This window comes from Micromonospora citrea, assembly GCF_900090315.1.
Taxonomy (GTDB): Bacteria; Actinomycetota; Actinomycetes; order Mycobacteriales; family Micromonosporaceae; genus Micromonospora; species Micromonospora citrea.
The window spans coordinates 6408395-6433168 of the sequence record NZ_FMHZ01000002.1; the positions used below are offsets into that span (position 1 = coordinate 6408395).

5 protein-coding genes are annotated in these 24774 nt (G+C 76.8%); 4 read left to right on the plus strand and 1 reads right to left on the minus strand.

Translation table 11 applies throughout. From position 1 onward, the window contains the following. Nucleotides 1–123: 123 nt before the first annotated feature. Genes GA0070606_RS29155 through GA0070606_RS29165 form a run of 3 tightly spaced genes read left to right on the plus strand, consistent with a single transcriptional unit; the run spans nt 124 to nt 17776 of the window. Nucleotides 124–15222, plus strand: coding sequence for a type I polyketide synthase (locus tag GA0070606_RS29155; RefSeq protein ID WP_091106409.1), 15099 nt, complete (start codon nt 124–126; stop codon nt 15220–15222). A 57-nt stretch (nt 15223–15279) separates the two neighbouring features. After that, a complete protein-coding gene (mhpA, locus tag GA0070606_RS29160) occupies nt 15280–16854 on the plus strand; it encodes a bifunctional 3-(3-hydroxy-phenyl)propionate/3-hydroxycinnamic acid hydroxylase MhpA (RefSeq protein WP_245724861.1) in 1575 nt (524 codons plus the stop codon). Nucleotides 16855–16888: 34 nt separating this feature from the next. Beyond that, nucleotides 16889–17776 carry a class I SAM-dependent methyltransferase gene (locus GA0070606_RS29165; RefSeq protein WP_091106410.1) on the plus strand — a complete coding sequence of 296 codons (888 nt, stop codon included), beginning with the start codon at nt 16889–16891 and terminating at the stop codon, nt 17774–17776. A gap of 212 nt (nt 17777–17988) precedes the next feature. On the opposite strand, the gene GA0070606_RS29170 is transcribed toward GA0070606_RS29165, so the two are convergent. Next, a complete protein-coding gene (locus GA0070606_RS29170) occupies nt 17989–18750 on the minus strand; it encodes a thioesterase II family protein (RefSeq protein ID WP_091106411.1) in 762 nt (253 codons plus the stop codon). A 287-nt stretch (nt 18751–19037) separates the two neighbouring features. Between GA0070606_RS29170 and GA0070606_RS29175 the strand changes: the two genes are divergently transcribed. Further along, nucleotides 19038–24737, plus strand: a complete 5700-nt coding sequence (locus GA0070606_RS29175; protein WP_091106412.1) for a type I polyketide synthase — start codon at nt 19038–19040, stop codon at nt 24735–24737. Nucleotides 24738–24774: the final 37 nt, after the last annotated feature.

A 24774-nucleotide genomic window follows, 5' to 3' on the forward strand; every position in this document is an offset into this window, starting at 1 on the left:
GGACGACTTAGGGGGTGACAGGGGTAGGTTGCCGGCGGGGCGCTGGGAAGACTTGGGCCGTTACGGCGAGCGAGGTCTACGCCGCGGACGAGGGAGTCTCGCCGACGGACGGAATGTGGTGACATGCTTCGGAGCGACCTGATCCAGCCGTTGCCCGACCTGCTCGCGGCCCATGCCGCCAGCTTCGGCGACAAGGTCGCGTTCCGCGACGACCGCCGGTCGGTCCGGTACGCCGATCTGCACGCGCGTACCCGCCGACTGGCCGGGCACCTCGCGGCCTCGGGCGTCGGCCGGGGCGACCGGGTGGCCTTCTGCCTCGGCAACCGGGTGGAGACCGTGGAGACCTGGCTGGCCGTCACGCGGGCCGCCGCCGTCGGCGTACCGCTGAACCCCCGCAGCACGGACGCGGAGCTGGCCCACCTGCTCGACGACTCCGGCGCGGTGCTGGTGGTCACCGACCCGGAACACCTCGACCAGGTGCTGCGGCTGCGCGCCGAGCGGCCGGCGCTGCGGGTGGTGGCCACCGGGGGCGTTCCGGTGCCCGACGGGGTCACCTCCTGGGACGCGCTCGTCGACACCGAGCCCGGGGTGGACGCCCGCGACGACCTGGGCCTCGACGAGGTCGCCTGGATGCTCTACACCTCCGGCACCACCGGCCGGCCCAAGGGCGTGCTCTCCACCCAGCGCACCTGCCTCTGGTCGGTCGCCTCCTGTTACGTGCCGATCCCCGGGCTCACCGCCGCCGACCGGGTGGTCTGGCCGCTGCCGCTGTTCCACAGCCTCTCCCACATCGGGTGCGTGCTCAGCGTGACCGCGGTCGGCGCCACGGCCCGGCTCGTCGACGGCTTCTCCGCCGACGACGTGCTGCGCGCCGTCGACGCCGACGAGGCCACCGTGCTGGCCGGCGTGCCGGCGATGTACCACCACCTGGTCACCGCCGCCCGGGAGACCGGGTTCCGCGCTCCGGCCCTGCGGGTCTGCCTCGTCGGCGGGGCGATCACCACCGGCGCGCTGCGGCGGGCGTTCGAGGAGGTCTTCGACGCGCCGCTGCTCGACGCGTACGGCAGCACGGAGACCTGCGGCTCGATCGCCGTCACCCGGCCGGACCAGCCCCGCGTGGAGGGCTCCTGCGGGCGCGCCGTGCCGGGCGTCGACGTGCGCCTGGTCGATCCGCAGAGCGGCCTGGACGTGCCGACCGGCGCCGAGGGCGAGGTCTGGGTGCGCGGGCCGAGTCTCATGCTCGGCTACCACGGCCTGCCGGAGGTCACCGCCGCCGCGCTGCGCGACGGCTGGTACCGCACCGGGGACCTGGCCCGGCGCGACGCCGACGGCAACATCTTCGTCACCGGACGGCACCGGGAACTCGTCATCCGCGGCGGCGAGAAGATCCATCCCGCCGAGGTGGAGGAGGCGCTGCGCGCCGTGCCCGGCGTCGCCGACGTGGCGGTGACCGGCCGCCCGCACGACGTCCTCGGCGAGGTGCCGGTGGCGTTCGTGGTGCCCGGCCCGGCGGGCTTCGACCCCCGGGCGGCGTACGCGGCCTGCCGGAAGGAACTCTCCTACCACAAGGTGCCGGAGGCGCTGTACGAGATCGCGCGGGTGCCCCGCACCGCCTCCGGCAAGGTCACCCGCCGGCTGCTGCACGACGAGCCGGCCCGGCTGCGCGCGGTCAACGGCAGCCACCACGAGACGCTGCGCCGGCTCGTCTGGCGACCGCTGGACCTGACCGCCGTACCGCCGGTCGAGACGCCCGTCCCGACGGCGGCCCTGGCCGCCGCCCCGGCCCGCCGCTGGGCGGTCGTCGGGCCCGACGGCACGGCACTGGCCGACACGCTGCGGGCGGCGTCGACGGCCGACCGGTTCCGGTCCCACCCGGACCTCGCCGCCCTGCGCGCCGCCCCGGACGTGCCCGACGTGACGGTGCTGGCCGTCGACCCGGCCGACGCCGACCCGACGGACCTCGCCGACCGGCTGCGCGGCTGGCTCGACGACGACCGCTTCGCCGGCACCCGCCTGGTGCTGCTGACCGCCGCGGCCGGCGACGCCACGAGCGGGCCCGGCGCGTCCAGCCAGGCGGACGCCGACCCCGGCGCGGGGCGCGCGACGGCGGGTCCAGGCACCGGCGGCTCGCCCGGCCACCCCGGCGCGGGGCGCGCGGCCGCCGCAGGCGATGCCGCCGGGTGGACCGGACCCGATCCGTCGGCCGGCGCCGTCCCGGCGATCGGGCGCGCCCTCCAGGCCGCGCACCCGGACCGGATCGTGCTGGTCGACGCCGACGCCGCCTCGCTCGGCCTGCTGCCCGCCGTGGTGGACGCCGGCGCCGCCCAGGTCGCCCTCCGCGCCGGGACCGCCCGGCACGCCGTCCTCGCGCCCGCCCCCGCGACCGTGCCGGCGCGGCCGGCGGTGGTGGCCGACCCGGCCCACCCCGTCGTGGTGGCCGGCGCCGACGGGCCGACCGGCGCGGCGCTGGCCCGGCACCTCGTCGCCGTGCACCACGTCCGCCGGCTGCGGCTGCTCCACGTCGGCGACACCGCCGGGGCCGCCCTGACGGAGCTGGCCGCCGAACTCACCGCCGCCGGCGCCGAGGTCACCGCGCTGCCCGCCGACCTGGCGGGCGTCGACCCGCCCGGCGGGGTCTTCCTCTGCCCGTCCGACCGCGACCTGGCCGACGACGACGCCGTGGCCCGGCTGCTCGGTCTCGCCGGGAGGCTGGACGCCGCCGCCCGGCAGCCGGCCGCCGCGTTCATCGTCCTCGTCCCGTCCGCCCTGCTGCTGGGCGCCGCCGACCGGGAACGGGCCGCGTCGGCCGCCGGCGCGCTGCACGCCCTGGCCGCCCGCCGCCGGGCCGCCGGCCTCCCGGCCCGGATCGTCGGCACGACCGGCGTCGACCGGGCGTCGTCGCCGACCGCCGGGGCGACCGGACGGCACCCGGGGGAGGGGACCGGCGTCCGGCCGGCGGAGGCCCGCGTCGACCTCGACGCGTTCGACGTGGCCCACGACGGCGACGAACTGCTGCTGCTCGCCCGCCCCCCGGGGCACACCGACGCCGCCCACCCCGCCTGGCGTACGCCCGCCGGGGCCGACCGCGACGCCGCCGACGACCGGGACGCCGCCGCGCTGCGCCGCCGGCTGGCCGGGCTGGGCACCGCCGAGGGCGACCGGATCCTGCTCGACCTGGTCCGCGCCGCCACCGCCGAGGTGGCCGGCCTGCCCGGGCCGGCCGCCGTCCGCCCTGCCCGGGCCTTCAAGGAACTCGGCTTCACGTCGGTCAGCGCGGTCGCCCTGCGCGACCGGCTGGCCCGGGCCACCGGCGTACGGCTCTCCGCCACGGCCGCCTTCGACCAGCCCAGCCCGGACGCCCTCGCCCGGCACCTCGCCGCCCGGCTGCGCGGTGCCGCCCCGGAGCCCGGCACGGCACCGGACCGGTCCGCGCCGCCGCCCACGGTCGACGACCCGGTGGTCGTCGTCGCCATGGCCTGCCGGCTGCCCGGCGGCGTCGGCTCCCCCGAGGAGCTGTGGGAGCTGGTCGACCAGGGCCGGGAAGGGCTCACGGGGTTCCCCGCCGACAGGGGCTGGGACCTGGCACACCTGTTCTCCGACGACCCCGACCGCCCCGGCACCTCCTACGTGCGGGTGGGCGGCTTCCTGAGCGACGCGGCCGACTTCGACGCCACCCTGTTCGCGATCAGCCCCCGCGAGGCGCTGGCCATGGACCCGCAGCAGCGGCTGCTGCTGGAGACGTCCTGGGAGCTGTTCGAACGCGCCGGCATCGACCCCACCTCGCTGCGGGGCAGCGCCACCGGCGTCTTCACCGGCGTCATGCACCACGACTACGCCGCGAACCTGCGCCAGGCCCCGCCCGGCACCGAGGGCTACCTCGGCGTCGGCACCGCCGGCAGCGTCGTCTCCGGCCGGGTCGCGTACGCGCTCGGACTGGAGGGGCCGGCGGTCACCGTCGACACCGCCTGCTCGTCGTCGCTGGTGGCGCTGCACCTGGCCGCCCAGGCGCTGCGCTCCGGGGACTGCTCCCTCGCGGTGGCCGGCGGCGTGGCGGTGATGGGCACCCCGCAGGCGTTCGTGGAGTTCAGCCGGCAGCGCGGGCTCGCCCCGGACGGCCGGTGCAAGGCGTTCGCCGACGGCGCCGACGGCACCGGCTGGTCCGAGGGCGTCGCGGTGCTGCTGCTGGAACGGCTCTCCGACGCCCGCCGGCGCGGCCACCCCGTCCTCGCCGTGCTGCGCGGCTCCGCCGTCAACTCCGACGGCGCGTCGAACGGGCTGACCGCCCCCAACGGCCCCGCCCAGGAGCGGGTCATCCGTCGGGCGCTGGCCGCCGCCGGCCTCGCCGCCGCCGACGTGGACGTCGTCGAGGCGCACGGCACGGGTACCCGGCTCGGCGACCCGATCGAGGCGCAGGCGCTGCTCGGCACGTACGGCTCCGGCCGCGGCGACGCCGAACCGCTGCGGGTGGGCTCGCTGAAGTCCAACCTCGGACACACCCAGGCCGCCGCCGGCGCCGCCGGTGTGATCAAGATGGTGCTCGCCATGCGGCACGCGACGATGCCCCGCACCCTGCACGTGGACAGGCCGACGTCCGAGGTGGACTGGTCGGCCGGGGCCGTCGAGGTGCTCACCGAGGCCCGGCCGTGGCCCGACGCGGGCCGCCCGCGCCGGGCCGGCGTCTCGTCGTTCGGCATCAGCGGCACCAACGCCCACGTCATCGTCGAGGCGCCCCCCGCCGGCCCGGCGGCGGACGGGCCGCCCGCGTCGCGGCCCGAAACGGCCGACCGGCGGACGTCGCCCGGGGCCGTCGCGCGGCCGCCCGTGCCGTGGCTGCTCGCCGGCGCCTCCCCGGAGGCGCTGCGGGACCAGGCCGCCCGGCTGCTGACCTGGCTCGACGGGCCCGGGGCGGACGCCGACGCCGCCGACGTCGGGCACGCGCTCGCCACCACCCGGGCCGCCCTGGAGCACCGCGCCGTGGTGCTGGCCGGCGATCCGGCCGCCGCCCGCGCCGGGCTGACCGCGCTGAGCCGGGGCGAACCCGATCCGGACGTCCCGGAACTGCTGACCGGCCGGGTCGTCGACGGCCGACTCGGCCTGCTCTTCGGTGGGCAGGGCGGCCAACGGCCCGGCATGGGCCGCGAGCTGCACGCGGCGTACCCCGTCTTCGCCGACGCCTTCGACGCCGCCTGCGCCGAACTGGACCGCTGCCTCGCCGGCCACGCCCCGCACCCCGTCGCGGACGTGGTGTTCGCCGCCGACGGCGGCGAGCCGGCCGCGCGGCTCGACCAGACCCTCTACACCCAGCCGGGGCTGTTCGCCTTCGAGGTGGCGCTGTACCGCCTGCTGGAGAGCTGGGGCGTGCGCCCCGACGCGGTGCTCGGGCACTCCGTCGGCGAACTGGCCGCCGCGCACGTGGCCGGGGTGTTCTCCCTCGCCGACGCGGCGGCGCTCGTCGCCGCCCGGGCGCGGCTCATGCAGCAGCTGCCCGCCGGGGGCGCGATGGTCGCCGTCGAGGCCGACGAGGCCGAGGTCGCCGCCCACCTGACCGACCGGGTCGGCCTCGCCGCCGTCAACGGCCCGACCTCCGTGGTGATCTCCGGCGACGCCGACGCCGCGCTGGCCGTCGCGGCCACCCTGCGCGCCGCCGGGCGGCGGACCAGCCGGCTGCGGGTGTCGCACGCGTTCCACTCGCCGCGAATGGAGCCGATCCTCGACGAGTTCCGCGCGGTGGCGGCCGGCCTCACGTACCGCACCCCGCACCTGCCGGTGGTGTCCAACCTGACCGGGCACCCCGTAGACCCGGCCCGGCTCTGCTCGCCCGACTACTGGGTGGCGCACGTGCGCGGCACCGTCCGCTTCCACGACGGCGTGCGGGCCCTGCACGGGCAGGGCGTCACCACCTTCCTGGAGGTCGGGCCGGCCGGCGTGCTCACCGCGATGGCCCAGGACTGCCTCGCCGCCGAGGCCGACGAGCTGGCCTTCGTGCCCGCCGTGCGGGGCGTCTCCGGCGAGCCGGCGGCGCTGCTCGCCGCCGTGGCGCGACTGCACGTGCGGGGCGTCGCCGTGGACCGCGCCGCCCTCGCCGGCCCCGGCCCGCACCGCCCGGTCGACCTGCCCACGTACGCCTTCCAGCGCCGGCACTACTGGCTGCCCGCCGGCACCACGGCCGGCGGCCCCACCGGCGCGGGACTGGCCGACGCCGGGCACCCGCTGCTCGGCGCGGTGCTGCCGGTCGCCGGCACCGGGGAGGTGGTCTGCACCGGCCAGGTCTCCGCGGCCGCCCAGCCGTGGCTGGCCGCCCCCGACGACGGCACGCCGGCGCTGCTGCCCACCACGGCGCTGCTGGACATGCTCACCCATCTCGGCGAGCGGCTCGGCGCCCCGACCGTGCGGCGGCTGCGCGTCCCCGAGCCGGTGCCGCTGCCCGCCGAGCTGACCGTCGAGATGCAGGTCCGCGTGTCCGCGCCGGACGAGCACGGGCACCGGACGGCGCAATGCCACGCCCGGCCCGGCGACGGACATCCGTGGCGGGAGGTCGCCGAGGCGGTGCTCGGTCCCGCCGACCCGGCGATCGGGCACCGCGCCCTCGCCCCGGCCTGGCCGCCCGCCGGCGCCCGGCCGGTCGACCTGACCACCCCGCAGCGCCGGGCGGCCGCCGGGGAACTGGCCCGGGCCGCGTGGGTCGCCGCCGGCCGGCTCCACGTCGACGTACGCCTGCCCGAGGACGCCCGGGACCCGGACGCCGAGCGGTACGGCGTGCACCCGCAGGTGCTGGACGCGGCCCTGCGCCTGCTCCCGTTCGCCGACCTCGCCCCCGCCGGACCGGGCGGCGCGACCACCGGCGACGCCGCGCCCACGGCCCGGCTGGCGGCCACCGACTGGACGGGGGTACGCGTCCACGCCACCGGCGCGCACGCCCTGCGCGTGACCCTGGCCCCCGCCGGGGCGGACGCGGTGACGCTGAGCGCTGTCGACGCCACCGGCGCGCCCGTGCTCGACGCGGACCGGGTGGTGCTGCGGCCCGTGGAGCTGCCGCCCGCCGACGCGCCGACGCCCGCGCCCGCCGGGCTGTACGCCGTCGACTGGTTGCCGGCGGCCTTCCCGGCGACGCCGGCGCCCGCCTGGGCGCTCGCCGACGACGCACCCCCGGACGGGCCGCTGCCGCCGCTGCTGGTGCTGCGCGTTCCCGACGGCGACCCGACCGCCCCGGTGCCCGACCGGGCGCACGCCGTCGGCCTCGCCGTCCTCGACGCGCTCCAGCGCTGGCTGGCCGACCCCCGCGCGGAGACCTCCCGGCTGGCCGTGGCGGTCCGCGACGCCGACCCGGTGCACGCCCCGGTCATCGGGCTGGTCCGGGTCGCCCAGGCCGAGCACCCGGACCGCTTCCTGCTGCTGCGCCTCGACGCCACCGACGACGCCACCGTCCGGGCGGCGCTGGCCGTCGCCGCCGGCGAGCCCGAGGTCGCCGTCCGCGACGGCAGGGCGGCGCTGCCCCGGCTCAGGCCCGTCGCGCACCCGCCGGCCGGCACGCCGGCCCCGGCGCTGGCCGGCGGCACCGTGCTCGTCACCGGCGGCACGGGCGGGATCGGCCGGCACGTCGCCACCCACCTCGCCACCGTGCACGGCGTCGCCGAGCTGGTCCTGCTCAGCCGCACCGGCCGGGCCGACGACTGGACCACCGACCTGACCGACGCCGGCGTCACGGTCCGCGTGGTCGCGGCCGACGTGGCCGACCGGGCCGCCCTCGCCGAGGTCGTCGCCCCGCTGGCCGACCGGCTGGTGGCCGTGGTCCACGCCGCCGGGGCCACCGACGACGCGCTGCTCACCGACCTCGACCCGGACCGCTGGGACCGGGCCCTGCGGTCCAAGGTGCACGGGGCGTGGCACCTGCACGAACTCACCGCCGAGCTGGACCTGGCCGCGTTCGTGCTGTTCTCCTCGGCGGCCGCCGTCTTCGGCAGCCCCGGCCAGGGCAACTACGCCGCCGGCAACGCGTTCCTCGACGCGCTGGCCGCGCACCGCCGCGCCCACGGCCTGCCGGCGACCGCCCTGGCCTGGGGGCTGTGGGCCACCGAGGACGGCATGGCCGGCCGGCTCACCCCCGCCGACCTGGCCCGGCTCGCCCGGGGCGGCACCCGCCCCCTGGACACGGCCGCCGGCCTGGCGCTGCTCGACGCCGCGCTGCGCGCCGACCGGCCGGCCGTGGTGCCGATCGGCCTCGACCTCGCGGCCGTCCGCGCCTCCGGCGAGGCTCCCGCCCTGCTGCGGGCCCTGCTGCCGCCGCCGCCCCGCCGGGCCGTCAACGCCGGCGCCGCGCCCGCCACCACCGAGGGCTTCGCCGACCGGCTGGCCGAACTGGCCGAGCCCGACCGCGCCGCCCTGCTGCTGGAGGTCGTACGCGCCCGCTGCGCCACCGTGGTCGGGCACACCGGCCCCGACCAGGTCGAGCCGCGCCGCCCCTTCAAGGAGCTCGGCTTCGACTCGCTGATGGCGGTGGAACTGAGCAACCGGCTCACCGCCGTCACCGGCGTCCGGCTCGCCCCGCACGCCGTGTTCAACCATCCCACCCCCGAGCTGCTCGCCGCCCACCTGCACGCCCGCCTGCTCGGCACCGCCGCCACCGAGGTCACCGACGCCACCACCGTCGCCCTGGACGAGCCGGTCGCCGTCGTCGCCATGGCCTGCCGGTTCCCCGGCGGCATCGGCTCCCCGGAGGAGCTGTGGCGGCTGCTCGACGCCGGCGGCGACGTCATCGGCGACCTGCCCGACGACCGGGGCTGGCCGCTGGCCGACCTCTACGACCCGGTGCCCGGCACCCCCGGCCGGACGTACGTGCGCGCCGGCGGGTTCCTCACCGGCGTCGCCGACTTCGACGCCGAGTTCTTCGGCATCAGCCCCCGCGAGGCCCTCGCCATGGACCCGCAGCACCGGCTGCTGCTGGAGACGTCGTGGGAGGCGCTGGAACGGGCCGGCATCGCCCCGGTCACCCTGCGCGGCAGCCGCACCGGCGTCTTCGCCGGCACCCACGGGCAGGACTACGCCGACCGGATCGCCCCGGGCGTCGCCTCCGACGACGGGGAGGTCACCGCCGACGAGGGGCACCTGCTCACCGGCACCGCCGGCAGCGTCCTGTCCGGGCGGGTCGCGTACGCGCTCGGGCTGGAGGGACCCGCCGTCACCGTGGACACCGCCTGCTCGGCGTCGCTGGTGGCGCTGCACCTGGCCGTGCAGGCGCTGCGCCAGGGCGACTGCGACCTGGCCCTGGCCGGCGGCGTGTCCGTGATGTCCACCCCGGCCGGGCTGACCGGGTTCAGCCGGCAGCGCGGTCTCGCCGCCGACGGGCGGTGCAAGGCGTTCGCCGAGGACGCCGACGGCTTCGGCATGTCCGAGGGCGTCGGGGTGCTGGTGGTGGAACGGCTCTCCGAGGCCCGCCGCCGGGGACACCCGGTGCTCGCCGTGGTCCGCGGCTCGGCGGTCAACTCCGACGGCGCGTCCAACGGGCTCACCGCCCCGAACGGACCGAGCCAGGAGCGCGTCATCCGGGCCGCGCTGGACGCCGCCGGGCTGACCCCCGCCGACGTGGACGTGGTGGAGGCGCACGGCACCGGCACGTCGCTGGGCGACCCCATCGAGGCGGAGGCGATCCTCGCCACGTACGGGCAGCGTCCCGCCGGCGCCGCGCCGGTGCTGCTCGGCTCGGTCAAGTCCAACCTCGGCCACACCCAGGCCGCGGCCGGCGTCGCCGGGGTGCTGAAGATGGTCCTCGCCATGCGGCACGGTCGGCTGCCCCGCACCCTGCACGCCGAGCGCCGCAGCTCCCGGGTCGACTGGGACGCCGGGTCGGTGGAGCTGCTCACCGAGGCCCGCCCCTGGCCCCGGACGGACCGGCCGGCCCGCGCCGGCGTCTCGTCGTTCGGCATCAGCGGCACCAACGCGCACGTGATCGTCGAGGCCGCCGCCGAGCCGCCACCGGTCGCCGCCGAGCCGCCACCGGTCGCCGCCGGGCCGGCGTCGGTCGCCGCCGGGCCGGCGTCGGTGGCGGTCGGGTCGGCACCGGTCGCCGTCGGGTCGGCACCGGTCGCGGGCGGGCCGGCGTCGGAACCGCACGGCGGGGCGGGGGCGAACCCGGAGGCCGCCGCCGGCACGCCCCGCGCGCTGCCGTGGCTGCTCTCCGCGCGCACCCCGCAGGCACTGGCCGGGCAGGCCCGCCGGCTGCGTGCCCACCTCGCCGACCGGCCCGACCAGCGCCCCCTCGACCTGGCGTGGTCGCTGGCCACCAGCCGGAGCGTCTTCGACACCCGGGCGGTGCTCGTCGGCGCCGGCCCCGACCGGATCGCCGCGGCCCTCGACGTGCTCGCCGAGGGCCGCCCCGACCCGACAGTGGTACGCGGCGACGCCCGCCCCGCCGGCAGGTGCGTCTTCGTCTTCCCCGGCCAGGGCTCCCAGTGGCTCGGCATGGGGCTGGACCTGCTCGACGAGTCCCCGGTGTTCGCCGAGCGGATGGCCGCCTGCGACGCGGCACTGCGGCCGCACCTGGACTGGTCGCTGCTGGACGTGCTGCGCCAGGTGCCCGGCGCGCCCGGCCTCGACGAGGTCGACGTGGTGCAGCCCGCCCTGTTCGCGATGATGGTGTCCCTCGCCGAGCTGTGGCGCTCGTACGGCGTGCAGCCGGCCGCCGTGGTCGGCCACTCGCAGGGCGAGATCGCCGCCGCCTGCGTCGCGGGGGTGCTCTCCCTGCCCGACGCCGCCCGGGTGGTGGCGCTGCGCAGCCGCGCGCTGCGGGCGCTGGCCGGGCACGGGGCGATGGCCTCCGTCGCGCTGCCCGCCGACACGGTCCGGGACCGCGTCGCCCGCTTCGGCGACCGGATCGCGGTGGCCGCCGTGAACGGCCCGGCCGCCGTGGTGGTCTCCGGCGAGCCCGACGCGGTGGCGGAACTCCTCGCCGAACTGGCCACCGAGCAGGTGCGGGTCCGTCGGATCGCGGTGGACTACGCCTCCCACTCCGCGCACGTGGAACGCATCCGCGACGAGCTGGCCGACGCCCTCGCCGGCATCGCCCCCGGCCCGGCGGCCGTGCCGCTGTTCTCCACCACCGACCTGCGCTGGCTCGACGGCGAGGAGATGGGCCCCGACTACTGGTACCGCAACCTGCGGCAGCCGGTCGAACTGGAACGGGCCGTCCGGTCGCTGCACGACCAGGGCCACGACACGTACGTCGAGTGCAGCCCGCATCCGGTGCTCACCGTCGGGATCGAGGAGACCCTCGCCGACCACGACGGCGGGGCCGTGGTGGTCGGCTCGGTGCAGCGGGACCAGGGCGGCCACGACAGGTTCCTGCTCTCCCTGGCCCAGCTGCACGTCGCCGGGTCCGCAGTGGACTGGCGGCCGGCGCTGGCCGGCGGCCGGCGGGTCGACCTGCCCACGTACGCGTTCGCCCACCGCCGCTACTGGCCCCGGCCCGTCGCCGGTCCCGGCGACGTCGGCGCGGCCGGCCTCGACGCCGCCGGGCACCCGCTGCTCGGGGCGTCGGTGGCGCTCGCCGAGGCGAGGGGACACCTGTTCACCGGGCGGCTGTCGACCGACGCCCAGCCGTGGCTCGCCGACCACCGGGTCACCGACAGCGTGCTCGTGCCCGGCACCGGGCTGGTGGAGCTCTGCCTGCGTGCCGGCGACGAACTCGGTCACCCCGTCCTCGACGAGCTGGTCATCGAGGCCCCGCTGACCCTGTCCGCCGGTGGTGGCGCCACCCAGGTGCAGGTGGCGGTCGGCCCGGCGGGCGACGACGGACGCCGCGCCGTGACCCTGCACTCCCGTCCCGCCGAAGGGTCGGCCGGCGGCCCCTGGACCCGGCACGCCAGCGCCACCCTCTCCGCCGCCCAGCCCGCCGCGCCGGCGCCGCTGACCGAGTGGCCGCCGCGCGACGCCCGCCCCGTCGACCTGACCGGGTTCTACGCCGGCCTCGCCGCCGACGGCTACGCGTACGGGCCGGCGTTCCAGGGGCTGCGCGCCGTGTGGACCAGCGGCGACGAGGTCTACGCCGAGGTGGAGCTGCCGGCGGCCCAGCGCCTCGACGCCGACCGCTACGGCCTGCACCCGGCCCTGCTCGACGCCGCCCTGCACGCCGCCCACTTCGGCGGCCTCGCCGAGGCGGGCGCCGGCCGGCTGCTGCTGCCGTTCGCCTGGAACGGCGTCGCCCTGCACGCCACCGGCGCGACCGCGCTGCGGGTCCGGCTCACCCAGGTCGGGCCGCACGCCATCGCGCTGACCGCCGCCGACCCCACCGGCGCTCCGGTCGCCGACGTGACCGCCCTGACGATGCGGCCGATCTCGGCCGGCGAACTGGCCGTCGGCGACGACCGGGCCACCCGGGACGCCCTGTTCCGTGTCGACTGGACGCCCCTGCCGCCGACCGACGGCGTCGCCCCGGTCACGGCCGTGGCGGTCGCCCCCGGCCTCGACGGGTTCCCGCTCCACGCGGGTCTCGACGGGCTCGCCGCCGCCGTCGACGCGGGGCTGGACCTGCCCGGGGTCGTCCTCGTGCCCCTCGACGCGGACCCGGCGCGGCCGACGCCCCGGGCGGCCCGGCACGCCGCCGTCGCGGCCCTCGACGCGGTGCGGCGCTGGCTCACCGAACCCCGCTGGGCTTCGTCGCGGCTGCTGCTGGTGACCCGGGGCGCGGTGGCCGTGCACCACGCCGGCGAGGTGACCGACCCGGCCGCCGCCGCCGCGTGGGGGCTGGTCCGCTCCGCCCAGTCTGAGAACCCCGACCAGGTGCTCGTCGTCGACGTCGACGCCGACGGCATCGACCCCGACCGGGTCGCCGCGCTGTTGGCGGCGGACGAGCCGCAGGCCGCGATCCGCGGCGGCGTCGCGTACGTGCCACGGCTGGCGCGCGCCGCCTCGGCGGGCGAGCTGACCGCACCGCCCGCCGCCGCGTGGCGGCTCGACGCGCCGGTGCGCGGCAGCCTGGAGAACCTCACCCTCAGCCCGACCGACGCGGCCGACACCGCCCTCGGCCCCCGCGAGGTCCGCGTCCGCGTCCGCGCCGCCGGCCTGAACTTCCGCGACGTGCTCAACGCGCTCGGCCTCTACCCGGGCGACGCGGGGCCGCTCGGCGGCGAGGGCGCCGGCGAGGTCGTCGAGGTGGGCGCCGAGGTGACCGACCTGCGCCCCGGCGACCCGGTGTTCGGGGTCTTCGTGGGCTGCTTCGGGCCCGTCGCCGTCACCGACCGCCGACTGCTGGCCCCGATGCCGGCCGGCTGGTCGTACGTCGAGGCCGCCTCCGTGCCGGTGGTCTTCCTAACCGCCTACCACGGCCTGGTCAACCTGGCCGGGCTCGGCCGGGGCGAGTCGGTGCTGGTGCACGCCGCGGCCGGCGGCGTCGGCATGGCCGCCGTGCAGCTCGCCCGCCACCTCGGCGCCGAGGTGTACGCCACCGCCAGCCCCGCCAAGTGGGACACGCTGCGGGCGATGGGCCTCGACGAGGAGCACCTGGCCTCGTCCCGAACCCTCGACTTCGAGACCCGGTTCGCCGCCGCCACCGGCGGGCGGGGCGTCGACGTGGTGCTGGACTCCCTGGCCCGCGAGTTCGTCGACGCCTCGCTGCGGCTGCTGCCGCGCGGCGGGCGGTTCGTCGAGATGGGCAAGACCGACATCCGCGACGCCGACCGCGTCGCCGCCGACCACCCGGGAGTCGCCTACACGGCCTTCGACCTGACCCTGGAGGACCCCGACGAGGTGCAGCGCATGCTCGCCGTGCTGCTGGGGCTCTTCGAACGTGGCGTGCTCACCCCGCTGCCCACCCAGGTGTGGGACGTGCGCCAGGCACCGGAGGCGTTCCGCCACGTCAGCCAGGCCCGGCATGTCGGCAAGGTCGTGCTCACCATGCCCCGGCCGTGGGACCCCGACGGCACGGTGCTGCTCACCGGCGGCACCGGCACCCTGGGCCGACTGGTCGCCCGGCGGCTGGTCGAGACCCACGGCGTGCGGCGGCTGCTGCTCGTCAGCCGGCGCGGCGAGCGGGCCCCGGGCGCGGCCGAGGCGCTCGCCGAGCTGCGGGCCCTGGGTGCCGAGGCCACGGCCGTGGCCGCCGACGTGTCCGACCGGGACAGCCTCGCCGGGGTGCTGGCGGCCGTGCCCGCGCGACACCCGCTGACCGCGGTCGTGCACCTCGCCGGGGTGCTCGACGACGGGGTGGTCACCGCCCTCACCCCGCAACGCCTCGACACGGTGTTCGCGCCGAAGCTCGACGCCGCGTGGCACCTGCACGAGCTGACCCGGCACCTCGACCTCGCCGGATTCGTGCTGTTCTCCTCCGGCGCCGGCGTCTTCGGCGTGCCCGGTCAGGGGAACTACGCGGCGGCCAACGCGTTCCTCGACGCCCTCGCCCAGGCCCGTCGCGCCGAGGGCCTGCCGGGCCGCTCGCTGGCCTGGGGCCTGTGGGAGCAGGCCAGCGAGATGACCGCCAGGCTGGACCGGACCGACCCCCGCGTCACCGCCCGCGACGGGCAGCTCGCCATCCCGTCCGACCTCGGCATGGCCCTGTTCGACGCGGGCCTGCGGACGGCCGCGCCGGTGCTGGTGCCGACCAGGATCGACGTCGCCACGCTCGGCGGGATCGACCGCCCGCCGGCCCTGCTGCGCGGGCTGACCCGGCGGGAACGCCCCACCGCCCGGTCGGCCGCGCCGGCCACCGGCGGCCGCACCCTCGCCGACGAACTGGCGGCCCTGGCCGGCCCCGACCGGCACGCCCTGCTGGTCGACCTAGTCCGCGAGCAGGCGGCCGGCGTACTCGGGCACGGCAGCCGCGCGGCGGTCGCCCCCGGCCGGGCGTTCAGCCAGCTCGGCTTCGACTCGCTGACCGCCGTCGAGCTGCGCAACCGGCTCACCACGGCGACCGGCCTGCGGCTGCCGGCCACGCTGATCTTCGACTACCCGGACCCGAACGCGCTGGCCGCGTTCCTGCTCGCCCAGCTCGCGCCCGACACCGGGCCCGACGTGCCGCCGGTCCTGACAGACCTGGAGAACCTGGAACGGTCGTTGACCGAGGCCAGCGTGGAGCCGGAGCTGCACGCCCAGATCGGCTCCCGGCTGGAGGTGCTCGTCGCCAAGTGGCGCACGATGCGCGCCGGCTCGGGCGGCGACCCCGACCTCGACATCGACCTCGACCGGGCCAGCGACGACGAGATCTTCGACCTCATCGACGCCGAACTCGGCCTCTGACCCCGGACGCGCACGCCGTCCCACCACACCCTGCCCGACCGACCCGCGAGGAATGCGATGGCGATGCCGATGACCGACGTGCTGATCGTGGGCTACGGCCCGGTCGGTGAGATGCTCACGATCCTGCTGGCGCAGCGCGGTCTCACCGTCACCGCCGTCGAGCGGTGGGCCACCCCGTACAACTTCCCCCGCGCCGTGTCGTACGACGGTGAGGCGAGCCGCATCCTGGCCGCCGCCGGGGTCGCCGACCGGCTCGGCCCCGTGGTGGAGTCGTCCGGGGAGTACACCTTCAAGAACGGCTTCGGGCGGACCCTGCTGCACGTCAAGGTCACCGGCGACGGGCCGATGGGCTGGCCCGACTCGGTCTCCTTCTACCAGCCCGGCCTCGAGGCGCTGCTCGCCGAGCGGGGCGCGGAACTGCCGGGCGTCACGGTGCTGCGCCCGTACCAGGTGACCGGCCTGGCCGAGCACGACGACCGGGTCGAGGTCACCGTCGCCGGCCCGGACGGCGAGGAGGTGCGCGCCGCCCGCTGGGTCGTCGGCTGCGACGGGGCCAACAGCTTCGTCCGCGAGCACCTGGGCGGCGGCGTCACCGACCTCGACTTCACGTACGACTGGCTGGTCTGCGACGTGGTGCCGCACGAGGCCCGCGAGTTCAAGCCGAACAACCTCCAGGTCTGCGACCCGGCCCGGCCCCGCACCGCCGTGTCGGCCGGGCCGGGGCACCGGCGGTGGGAGTTCATGCGGGTGCCGGGGGAGAACCGGGCGGAGTTCGAGAGCGTCGAGAGCGTGTGGCGGCTGCTCGGCCTCTTCGACATCACCCCCGACAACGCGACCCTGGAGCGGTACGGCGTCTACACCACCCAGGCCTGCTCGGCCGACCGCTGGCGCTCCGGGCGGATCCTGATCGCCGGCGACGCGGCGCACGTGATGCCGCCGTTCATGGGGCAGGGGATGAGCTCCGGCTTCCGCGACGCCCTCAACCTCGCCTGGAAGCTCGACCTGGTGCACCGCGGCCTCGCCGACGACGCCCTGCTCGACACCTACCAGGAGGAGCGCTGCGCGCACGTGCAGCACGCCATCCGGATGTCCATGGACTCCGGCACGGTGATCTGCGAGACCGACCGCGCCGCCGCGGCCGGCCGCGACGCCGCCATGCTCGCCGAGCTGCGCCGGCGCACCGCCCGGCCGCGCACCCGTTCCCTGCTGGAGCCGCTGGCCGGCGGGCTCCTGCACGACCGGGCCGGCGAGACCGGCGCCGGCGCGCCGATGCCGCAGGGGCGCGTCGAGGTCGACGACCGTGCCGGGCGCTTCGACGAGGTCGTCGGCACCGGCTTCGTCCTGCTCTGCGCCGAGGACCTCGACGGCCTGCTCGACGCGGACGCCCGGGAGTTCCTGGCCTCGCTCGGCACCCGGGTCGTCCGGGTCGTTCCCGCCGGCGCGCCCGCCCCCGGGCCCGGCGCCGCGCCGACCGCGTACGACCTCGACGACGTGTACCTGCCCCTGCTCAAGCGGTACGACGCCGTGGCGGTGCTCGTCCGGCCCGACTTCTACGTCTTCGGCACGGCCGCCGACCCGGCCGGTGTGCCCGCGCTCGTCGAGGACCTGCGCCGGCAGGTACGGCGCGGCTGACCGGCATCCCACCCCCACCGGAAGGAACACCCGCATGTTCGAGAACCTGAAGATCGCCGGCCGGGCGATCCGCACGGTCTTCACCGCCGACCCCATCACCCGGGTCCGGCGCTTCTACGAGATCCAGTCGCCCGACGTGGAGTTCGCGGCGCGCCGCACCCACTACATGAACGTCGGCTACTGGACCGACGGGGTCACCGACCTCGACACGGCGGCCGAGGCGCTGGCCGACAAGCTCGCCGACGCCGCCGGGCTCAAGCCCGACGACACCGTCCTCGACGTCGGCTTCGGCTACGCCGACCAGGACTTCAAGTGGCTGCGCGAGCGCCGGATCGCCAAGGTGTACGGCCTCAACATCACCCCGCACCACGTCGAGGCCGCCCAGCGCCGGGCCCAGGAGGAGGGGCTGGCCGACCGCACCGACTTCCGCCTCGGCAGCGCCACCGAACTGCCCTTCGAGGACGACACCTTCGACCGGGTCGTGGCGCTGGAGTCCGCGTTCCACTTCTATCCGCGCAGCGCGTTCTTCGCCGAGGCGCTGCGGGTGCTCCGCCCGGGCGGCGTGCTGGCCACGGCCGACATCATCCCGGTCAGCGGCAACGTCGTCCGGGCCGCCATCCAGTCGGGGCCGCTGAGCTTCGTCAAGTTCAGCATCCCCAAGGAGAACTGGCACGACCGGGACACCTACCGGCAGGAGCTGGTCGAGGCCGGCTTCGCCAACCCGGAGGTGCACTCGATCAAGGACCGGACCTGGGAGGGCTGGCGGGCGTACATGGCCGACCGGACCAACGATCCCGAGTTCCGCGCCGTCGTCAAGCCCGCCGTGCGCAAGAGCATGGCCGCGCACTGGAAGAACCAGGACCTGATGAAGCGCGAGCTGGCGCAGCTCGACTACGTGATCGCGGTGGGCCACAAGCGGTGACGCCGTACGCGGCCGAGGGGCCCGCCGACCGGTGGCGACACCGGTGGACGGGCCCCTCGACCGTCGGGCACGGGACGACCGGCGCGGCGACGCCGCTGGCCGGGCCTTCCACCTACCGGGACGACCGGCGCGGCGACGCCGGTGGCCGGGCCTTCGGCCGTCGTGGGCCACGGCCGGTCGGCGGCCTGCGGCGGCCCGCCGGGCGGGGTGGATCAGACGGCCGGCGCCGCCGTCAGGGCCGTCGAGATGGCGCGCAGGACGGCCGCCTGGTGCTCGGCCAGGAAGAAGTGCCCGCCCGGATAGACCTTCAGGTCGAACGGGCCGGTGGTGTGGGTCGACCAGGAGCGGGCCTCCTCGACCGTCGTCTTCGGGTCGCTGTCGCCCGTGAAGACCGTGATCGGGCAGCTCAGCGGCGGACCCGGCCGGTAGGTGTAGGTCTCCGCGGCCCGGTAGTCGCTGCGGATCGCCGGCAGCGCCGCCCGCAGCATCTCCTGGTCGCCGAGGACGGCAGGGTTGGTGCCGCTCAGCTTCCGTACGTCGGCCAGCAGGCCCTCGTCGTCGAGCAGGTGCACGGTCTCGTGCCGGGCCTGCGACGGCGCCCGGCGACCGGAGGCGAACAGGTGTGCCGCGGCGCCGCCGTCCTGCTCGATCAGCCGGGCCAGCTCGAAGCCGACGCTGGCGCCCATGCTGTGCCCGAAGACGGCCACCGGCTCGTCCAGCCACGGCCGCAGCACCGTGAACACCTCCCGCGCGAGCTGGTGGATGTCGCCGACGCACGGCTCGTGGCGCCGGTCCTGCCGGCCCGGGTACTGGATCGCCAGCACCTCCACGGCGGGGGAGAGGCTGCGGGAGACGGGAAAGTAGAAGCTGGCCGACCCGCCGGCGTGGGGCAGGCACACCAACCGCCTGGCGCCGCCCGGCGCCGGGTGGAAACGTCGCACCCACAGGCCGTTGTCGGTATCTGGCGTGGTCATCCTCGGCGGTCCTTCCCGGCGGCTGGAGTTCCCGACCGGGCCGTACGCGCACCCGGTCGAGGCGACGCTAGTGCGACTGGTCGGCACCGGGACACCCCTAGCTGGCCGGACGCCCGGTTAGGGGTTGTCCGCCCTCGCGCACACCCAATAACTTCTCCCCGCAGATGGGGATCCTCGTGGCTCTCGGCCGAGCGAGCCGAACGACAGATACAGGTGTCGCCTGAGACTTCTGCGCATTCGTACCGTCGCTTACGTCGAGTCTCCGCCGTGCATCGCGATGGGCTGGGTTGATGGACACCGAAGACAAGCTCCGGGAGTACCTGAAGAGAGTCACCGCCGACCTGCGGCGGACCCGGCAACGGCTCCGCGACGTCGAGGCCGACGCGCAGCAGCCGATCGCGATCGTCGGCACCGGCTGCCGGTTCCCCGGCGGCGTGCGGACGGCCGAGGAGCTGTGGGACCTCGTCGCCGCCGGCGGGGACGCCATCGCCTCCTTCCCCACCGACCGCGGCTGGGACCTGGACGCGCTCTACGACCCGGAGCGGTCCCGGCCGGGCACCTCGTCGGTGCGGGAGGGCGGCTTCCTGCCCGACGCCGCCGACTTCGACCCCCGGCTGTTCGGGGTGTCGCCGCGTGAGGCCCTCGCCATGGACCCCCAGCAGCGGCTGCTGCTGGAGACCTCCTGGGAGGCCGTCGAGTCCGCCGGCATCGACCCGACCAGCCTGAAGGGCGCCCGCGTCGGCGTCTTCGCCGGCATGACCCACAGCGGGTACGCCCACCCGCCCGAGACCCCGCCGGCGGGCGTGGAGGACTACCTGGGCCTCGGCAACGCCGGCAGCATCGCCTCCGGCCGGGTGGCGTACTCGTTCGGCTTCGAGGGGCCGGCGGTGACGGTGGACACCGCGTGTTCGTCGTCGCTGGTGGCGCTGCACCTGGCCGTGCAGGCGCTGCGGTCAGGCGAGTGCGACCTGGCCCTCGCGGGCGGCGTGACGGTGATGCCGACCCCGGCGGTCTTCGTCGACTTCACCCGGCAGGGCAACCTCTCTCCCGTGGCCCGGTGCCGGGCGTTCGCCGACGCGGCGGACGGCACCGCGCTCGCCGAGGGCGTGGGCGTGCTGCTGGTGCAGCGGCTGTCGGATGCGCGGCGGGACGGTCGGCGGGTCCTGGCGGTGGTCCGGGCCACGGCGGTGAACTCCGATGGCGCGTCGAACGGGTTGACGGCGCCGAACGGCCCGTCGCAGCAGCGGGTGATCCGGCAGGCGCTCGCGTCGGCGGGGTTGTCGGCCGCCGACGTGGACGTGGTGGAGGCGCACGGTACGGGCACCACCCTTGGCGATCCGATCGAGGCGCAGGCGTTGCTCGCGACGTACGGGCAGGGTCGGGACGGCCACGAGCCGTTGTTGTTGGGTTCGGTGAAGTCGAACATCGGTCACACGCAGGCGGCTGCCGGGGTGGCCGGCGTGATCAAGATGGTCCTGGCGATGCGGCACGGGGTGGTGCCGGCGACCCTGCACGTCGACGCGCCGTCGTCGCACGTGGACTGGGCGTCCGGTGCGGTCGAGTTGGTGACCGAGACGCGGGACTGGCCGGCGGTGGGGCGTCCGCGTCGGGCGGGTGTGTCGTCGTTCGGCATCTCCGGCACCAACGCGCACGTGATCATCGAGCAGCCGGAGCCGGGTCTTGCGGCGCCGACTGCGGGCGAGGTGGTGGCTGCGGAGCCCGCGGCCCCGCTGGGTGCGGCGCTGGTGGAGTCGGTGCCGGCGGTGGGCGGCGGAACCGGTTGGACCGGGTCGGCGGACGCGGAGTCGGAGACCGTCGCGGCGCCAGCGGTGGGCGTGCCGGTGCCGTGGGTGGTGTCGGCGCGTTCGGAGCGGGGTCTGGTGGGTCAGGCGGCGCGGTTGGCGTCGTTCGTGCGGGGCCGGTCTGGTCTTGGTGTGGTGGATGTGTCGTGGTCGTTGGTGGTGTCGCGGGCGGCGTTGGAGCACCGTGCGGTGGTGTGGGGCTCGGACGTCGACGAGTTGGTCGCGGGTTTGTCGGCTGTCGCCGAGGGTCGGTCGTCGGTGGTGTCGGGTGTGGTGTCGGCGGGTCGTCGGGCGGTGTTGTTCACGGGTCAGGGTTCGCAGCGTGTGGGTATGGGTCGGGAGTTGTACGGGGCGTTCCCGGTGTTCGCGTCGTCGTTCGACGCGGTGTGTCGGGAGATTGATCCGCTGTTGCCGCGTCCGTTGCGTGAGGTGGTGTTCGCCGAGCCGGGCACGTCCGACGCTGGTCTGGTGGATCAGACGGTGTTCGCGCAGGCGGGGTTGTTCGCGGTGGAGGTGGCGTTGTGGGAGCTACTTGCTTCGTGGGGTGTGCGGGCGGATTTCCTGGCGGGTCATTCGATCGGTGAGGTGACGGCGGCGTATGTGGCGGGGATGTTGTCGCTGTCGGACGCGTGTGTTCTGGTGGCGGCGCGGGGTCGGTTGATGCAGGCGTTGCCGGCTGGTGGGGTGATGGCGGCGGTCGGTGCGTCGGAGGAGGCTGTCGCCGAGCTGGTCGGTGTGACCGGTGCTGCGGTGGATGTGGCGGCGGTGAACGGTCCGGCGTCGGTGGTGGTGTCGGGGGCTGCCGGTGAGGTGGCGTCGGTGGTGGCAACCTGTCGTGGGCGGGGGTGGCGGGTCAAGGAGTTGTCGGTCAGTCATGCGTTCCATTCGCGCCTGATGGATCCGATGCTGGACGAGTTCCGGGCGGTGGTGGCGGGGCTGGACTGGCAGCCGCCGAAGGTGCCGATCGTGTCGAACGTGACCGGCGCGGTGGCCGACGCCGCCGAGGTCACCGACCCGGGCTACTGGGTGCGGCACGTACGTCAGCCGGTGCGGTTCGCCGACGCGGTGCGGACCCTCCACCAGCAGGACGTGACGCAGTTCCTGGAGGTGGGCCCCGACGCCGTGCTGACCGCGATGGCGCAGGACTGCGTCGAGGAGACCGGCGACGTCCGGTTCACCGCCACGCTGCGCGCCGGCCACCCCGAGGCCGACACCCTGCGCACCGCCCTCGCCGAGCGGTACGTCACCGGCGGCCACGTCGACTGGGCCGGCTACCTCACCGCCCTCGACGGGGCCGGCCCCGAGCGGGCAGCCGGGGCACGCCCCCGCACCATCGACCTGCCCACGTACGCCTTCGACCACCAGCGCTACTGGCTCAACGCCACCACGACCGCCGGCGCGGGGGCACCCGGCCTCGGCGTCCGCCCCGTCGACCACGCGCTGCTCGGCGCCGCCGTACGCGTGGCCGACGACGACGTGCGGATCTTCGGTGCCGAACTCTCCACGCGTACCCATCCGTGGATTGCCGAACACGTCGTCTGGGACTCGGTGGTGGTGCCCGGCGCCGCCCTGGTCGAGATGGTCCTGCACGCGGGCGCGCAGGTCGGCTGCGACACCCTCGACGAACTGACCCTCCAGGCGCCGCTGACGCTCGCCGAGCAGGACACCCGGGTGGTACAGGTGAAACTGGGCACGGCGGACGAGGAGGGTCGCCGGCCCGTCACCATCCACTCCCGGTCCGCCGCCGACCCGGACGCCGAGTGGGACCGCCACGCGGTGGGCGTCCTCGCCCCGGCCGCACCGCAGCCCTGGCCCGATCCGTCGCCCTGGCCGCCCACCGCAGCCCACGGCGTCGCGGTCGACGGGATCTACACCGAACTGTCCCGCCTCGGCGTCGAGTACGGCCCGCTCTTCCGTGGTCTGCGCGCCGTCTGGCGCGCCGACGACGAGGTCTGCGCCGAGGTGGCGGTGCCCGACGACACCGACATCACCGGGTTCGGCATCCACCCCGCCCTGCTCGATGCGGCGCTGCACGTCGTCGGCCTGCTCGACTCCGACGCGGAGGCGTCCGCCGTACGCCTGCCCTTCGCCTGGACCGGCGTCACCCTCGCGGCGGTCGGCGCGACCGCGCTGCGCGTGCGCGCCCGGCGCAGCGGCGGCGGCGTCACCCTGACCCTGGCCGACCCGGCCGGCGCCCCCGTCGCCCGGATCGGCTCGCTGGTCTCCCGCCCGGTCACCGCCGAGCAGGTACGCGGCACCGGCACGGGCGTCGGCTCCCTGTACGACGTCGGCTGGCAGACCGTGCCGTCGGGCGCCCCGGCGACCGGCCGCGCCGTGCTCCTCGGCGACGCCCCGTCCGACCTGTCCGGGCTCCCCCGCTACGGGCTCACCGAGCTGGCCGAGGCGGTCGACGTCGGCCTGCTCGACCAGGAGCTGGTGCTGCTCGCCGCGTACGCCGACGAGGAGCGCGACCCCGTCCCCGCCGCGACGCGCGCCCGGCTCGCCGCCGTGCTGACGGCCGTCCAGGGTTGGCTCGCCGACGGGCGGCTGGCGGACCGGCGGCTGGTCGTGCTGACCCGGGGGGCTGTGCCCGCCGGCGACACCGACCGGGCGACCGACCTGCCCGGCGCCGCGGTCTGGGGACTGCTGCGGTCGGCCCAGGCGGAGCACCCCGACCGCTTCGTGCTCGTCGACCTCGACGAAGGGCGGCGTCCGGAGCCCGGCACGGTGGACCTGGTGGCTCGCGCGGTCGCCACCGGCGAACCCCAGCTCGCCGTCCGGGGCGACCGGATCCTGGCGCCCCGCCTCGCGCCCGCCGCCCTCGACCCCGCGCTGGGCGTCGAACCCGACCCCGACGGGACGGTACTGGTCACCGGCGCCACCGGCGCCCTCGGCGGCCTGCTGGCCCGACACCTGGTCACCGCGCACAAGGTGCGTCACCTGCTGCTGGTCAGCCGTCGGGGGTCCGACGCCCCCGGCTCGGCCGAGCTGCTGGCCGGGCTCACCGCGCTCGGCGCGCAGGCTCGGCTGGTGGCCGGTGACATCGCCGACCGGGACACCGTCGCCGCCCTGCTGGCCGACGTCCCCGCCGAGCACCCGCTCACCGGGGTGGTCCACGCCGCCGGCGTCCTCGACGACGCGGTGGTCTCGGCGCTGACGCCGGAGCGGATGTCGGCCGTGCTGTCCGCCAAGGCCGACGCCGCGTGGCACCTGCACGAGCTGACCCGGGGCCGCAACCTGTCGATGTTCGTCCTCTTCTCGTCGGTCGCCGGCGTCCTCGGCGGCCCCGGGCAGGGCAACTACGCCGCCGCGAACGCGTTCCTCGACGGCCTGGCCCACCACCGGCGCGCCGCCGGCCTCGCCGCCACCTCCCTGGCCTGGGGCCTCTGGGCCGCCGACAGCGGGATGACGGGCACCCTCGACGCCGCCCAGCGGCAACGGATGAGCCGCAACGGCCTCAGCCCGCTCGACACCGACCACGGGCTGCGCCTGTTCGACGCCGCCCTGCGCGGCGGCCGCCCCCACCTCGTGCCGGCGCTGCTCGACCTCGCCGCGCTGCGCCGTCAGTCCGACACCGGCCAGCTCCCGGCCCCGCTGCGCGGCCTGGTCCGGGCCCGGCGGCGCGTCGCCGACGGCGCCCGCGACGGCGGGCCGTCCTTCGCGCAGCGCCTCGCCGGCACGCCGGAGGCCGAGCGCGGCCGGCTGGTGGAGGAACTGATCAAGGCGCAGGTCGTCGAGGTGCTCGGCTACCCGCCGGCGACCGTCGTCCCGTCCGCGCAGACGTTCACCGGTCTCGGCTTCGACTCGCTCACCGCGGTGGAACTGCGCAACCGGCTCACCGCCGCCACCGGGATCCGCCTGCCCGCGAGCCTGATCTTCGACTGCCCCACGCCCGCCGCGCTGGCCGACTTCCTGCTGGCCGACGTCGCGCCGCCCGCGCCCGCGCCGAGCCTGCTGGCCGAGCTGGACCGGCTGGAGGCCGCGTTCGGCGCGACCGGGCCCGACGAGCTGGCACGACTGGCCGGCGACGACGAGACGCGCACCGCCGTCGCGGTCCGCCTCCGGGCGCTGGTCACCCGGTGGAGCGACGCCACCGACCGGCCGGCCGACGTCAGCCAGGCCATCGACGACGCCTCCGACGACGAACTCTTCGACTTCATCGACCAGAAGTTCGGCCGATCCTGACCACGAATCCGCCGCTTGCCCCTCAGCGACAGGTGAT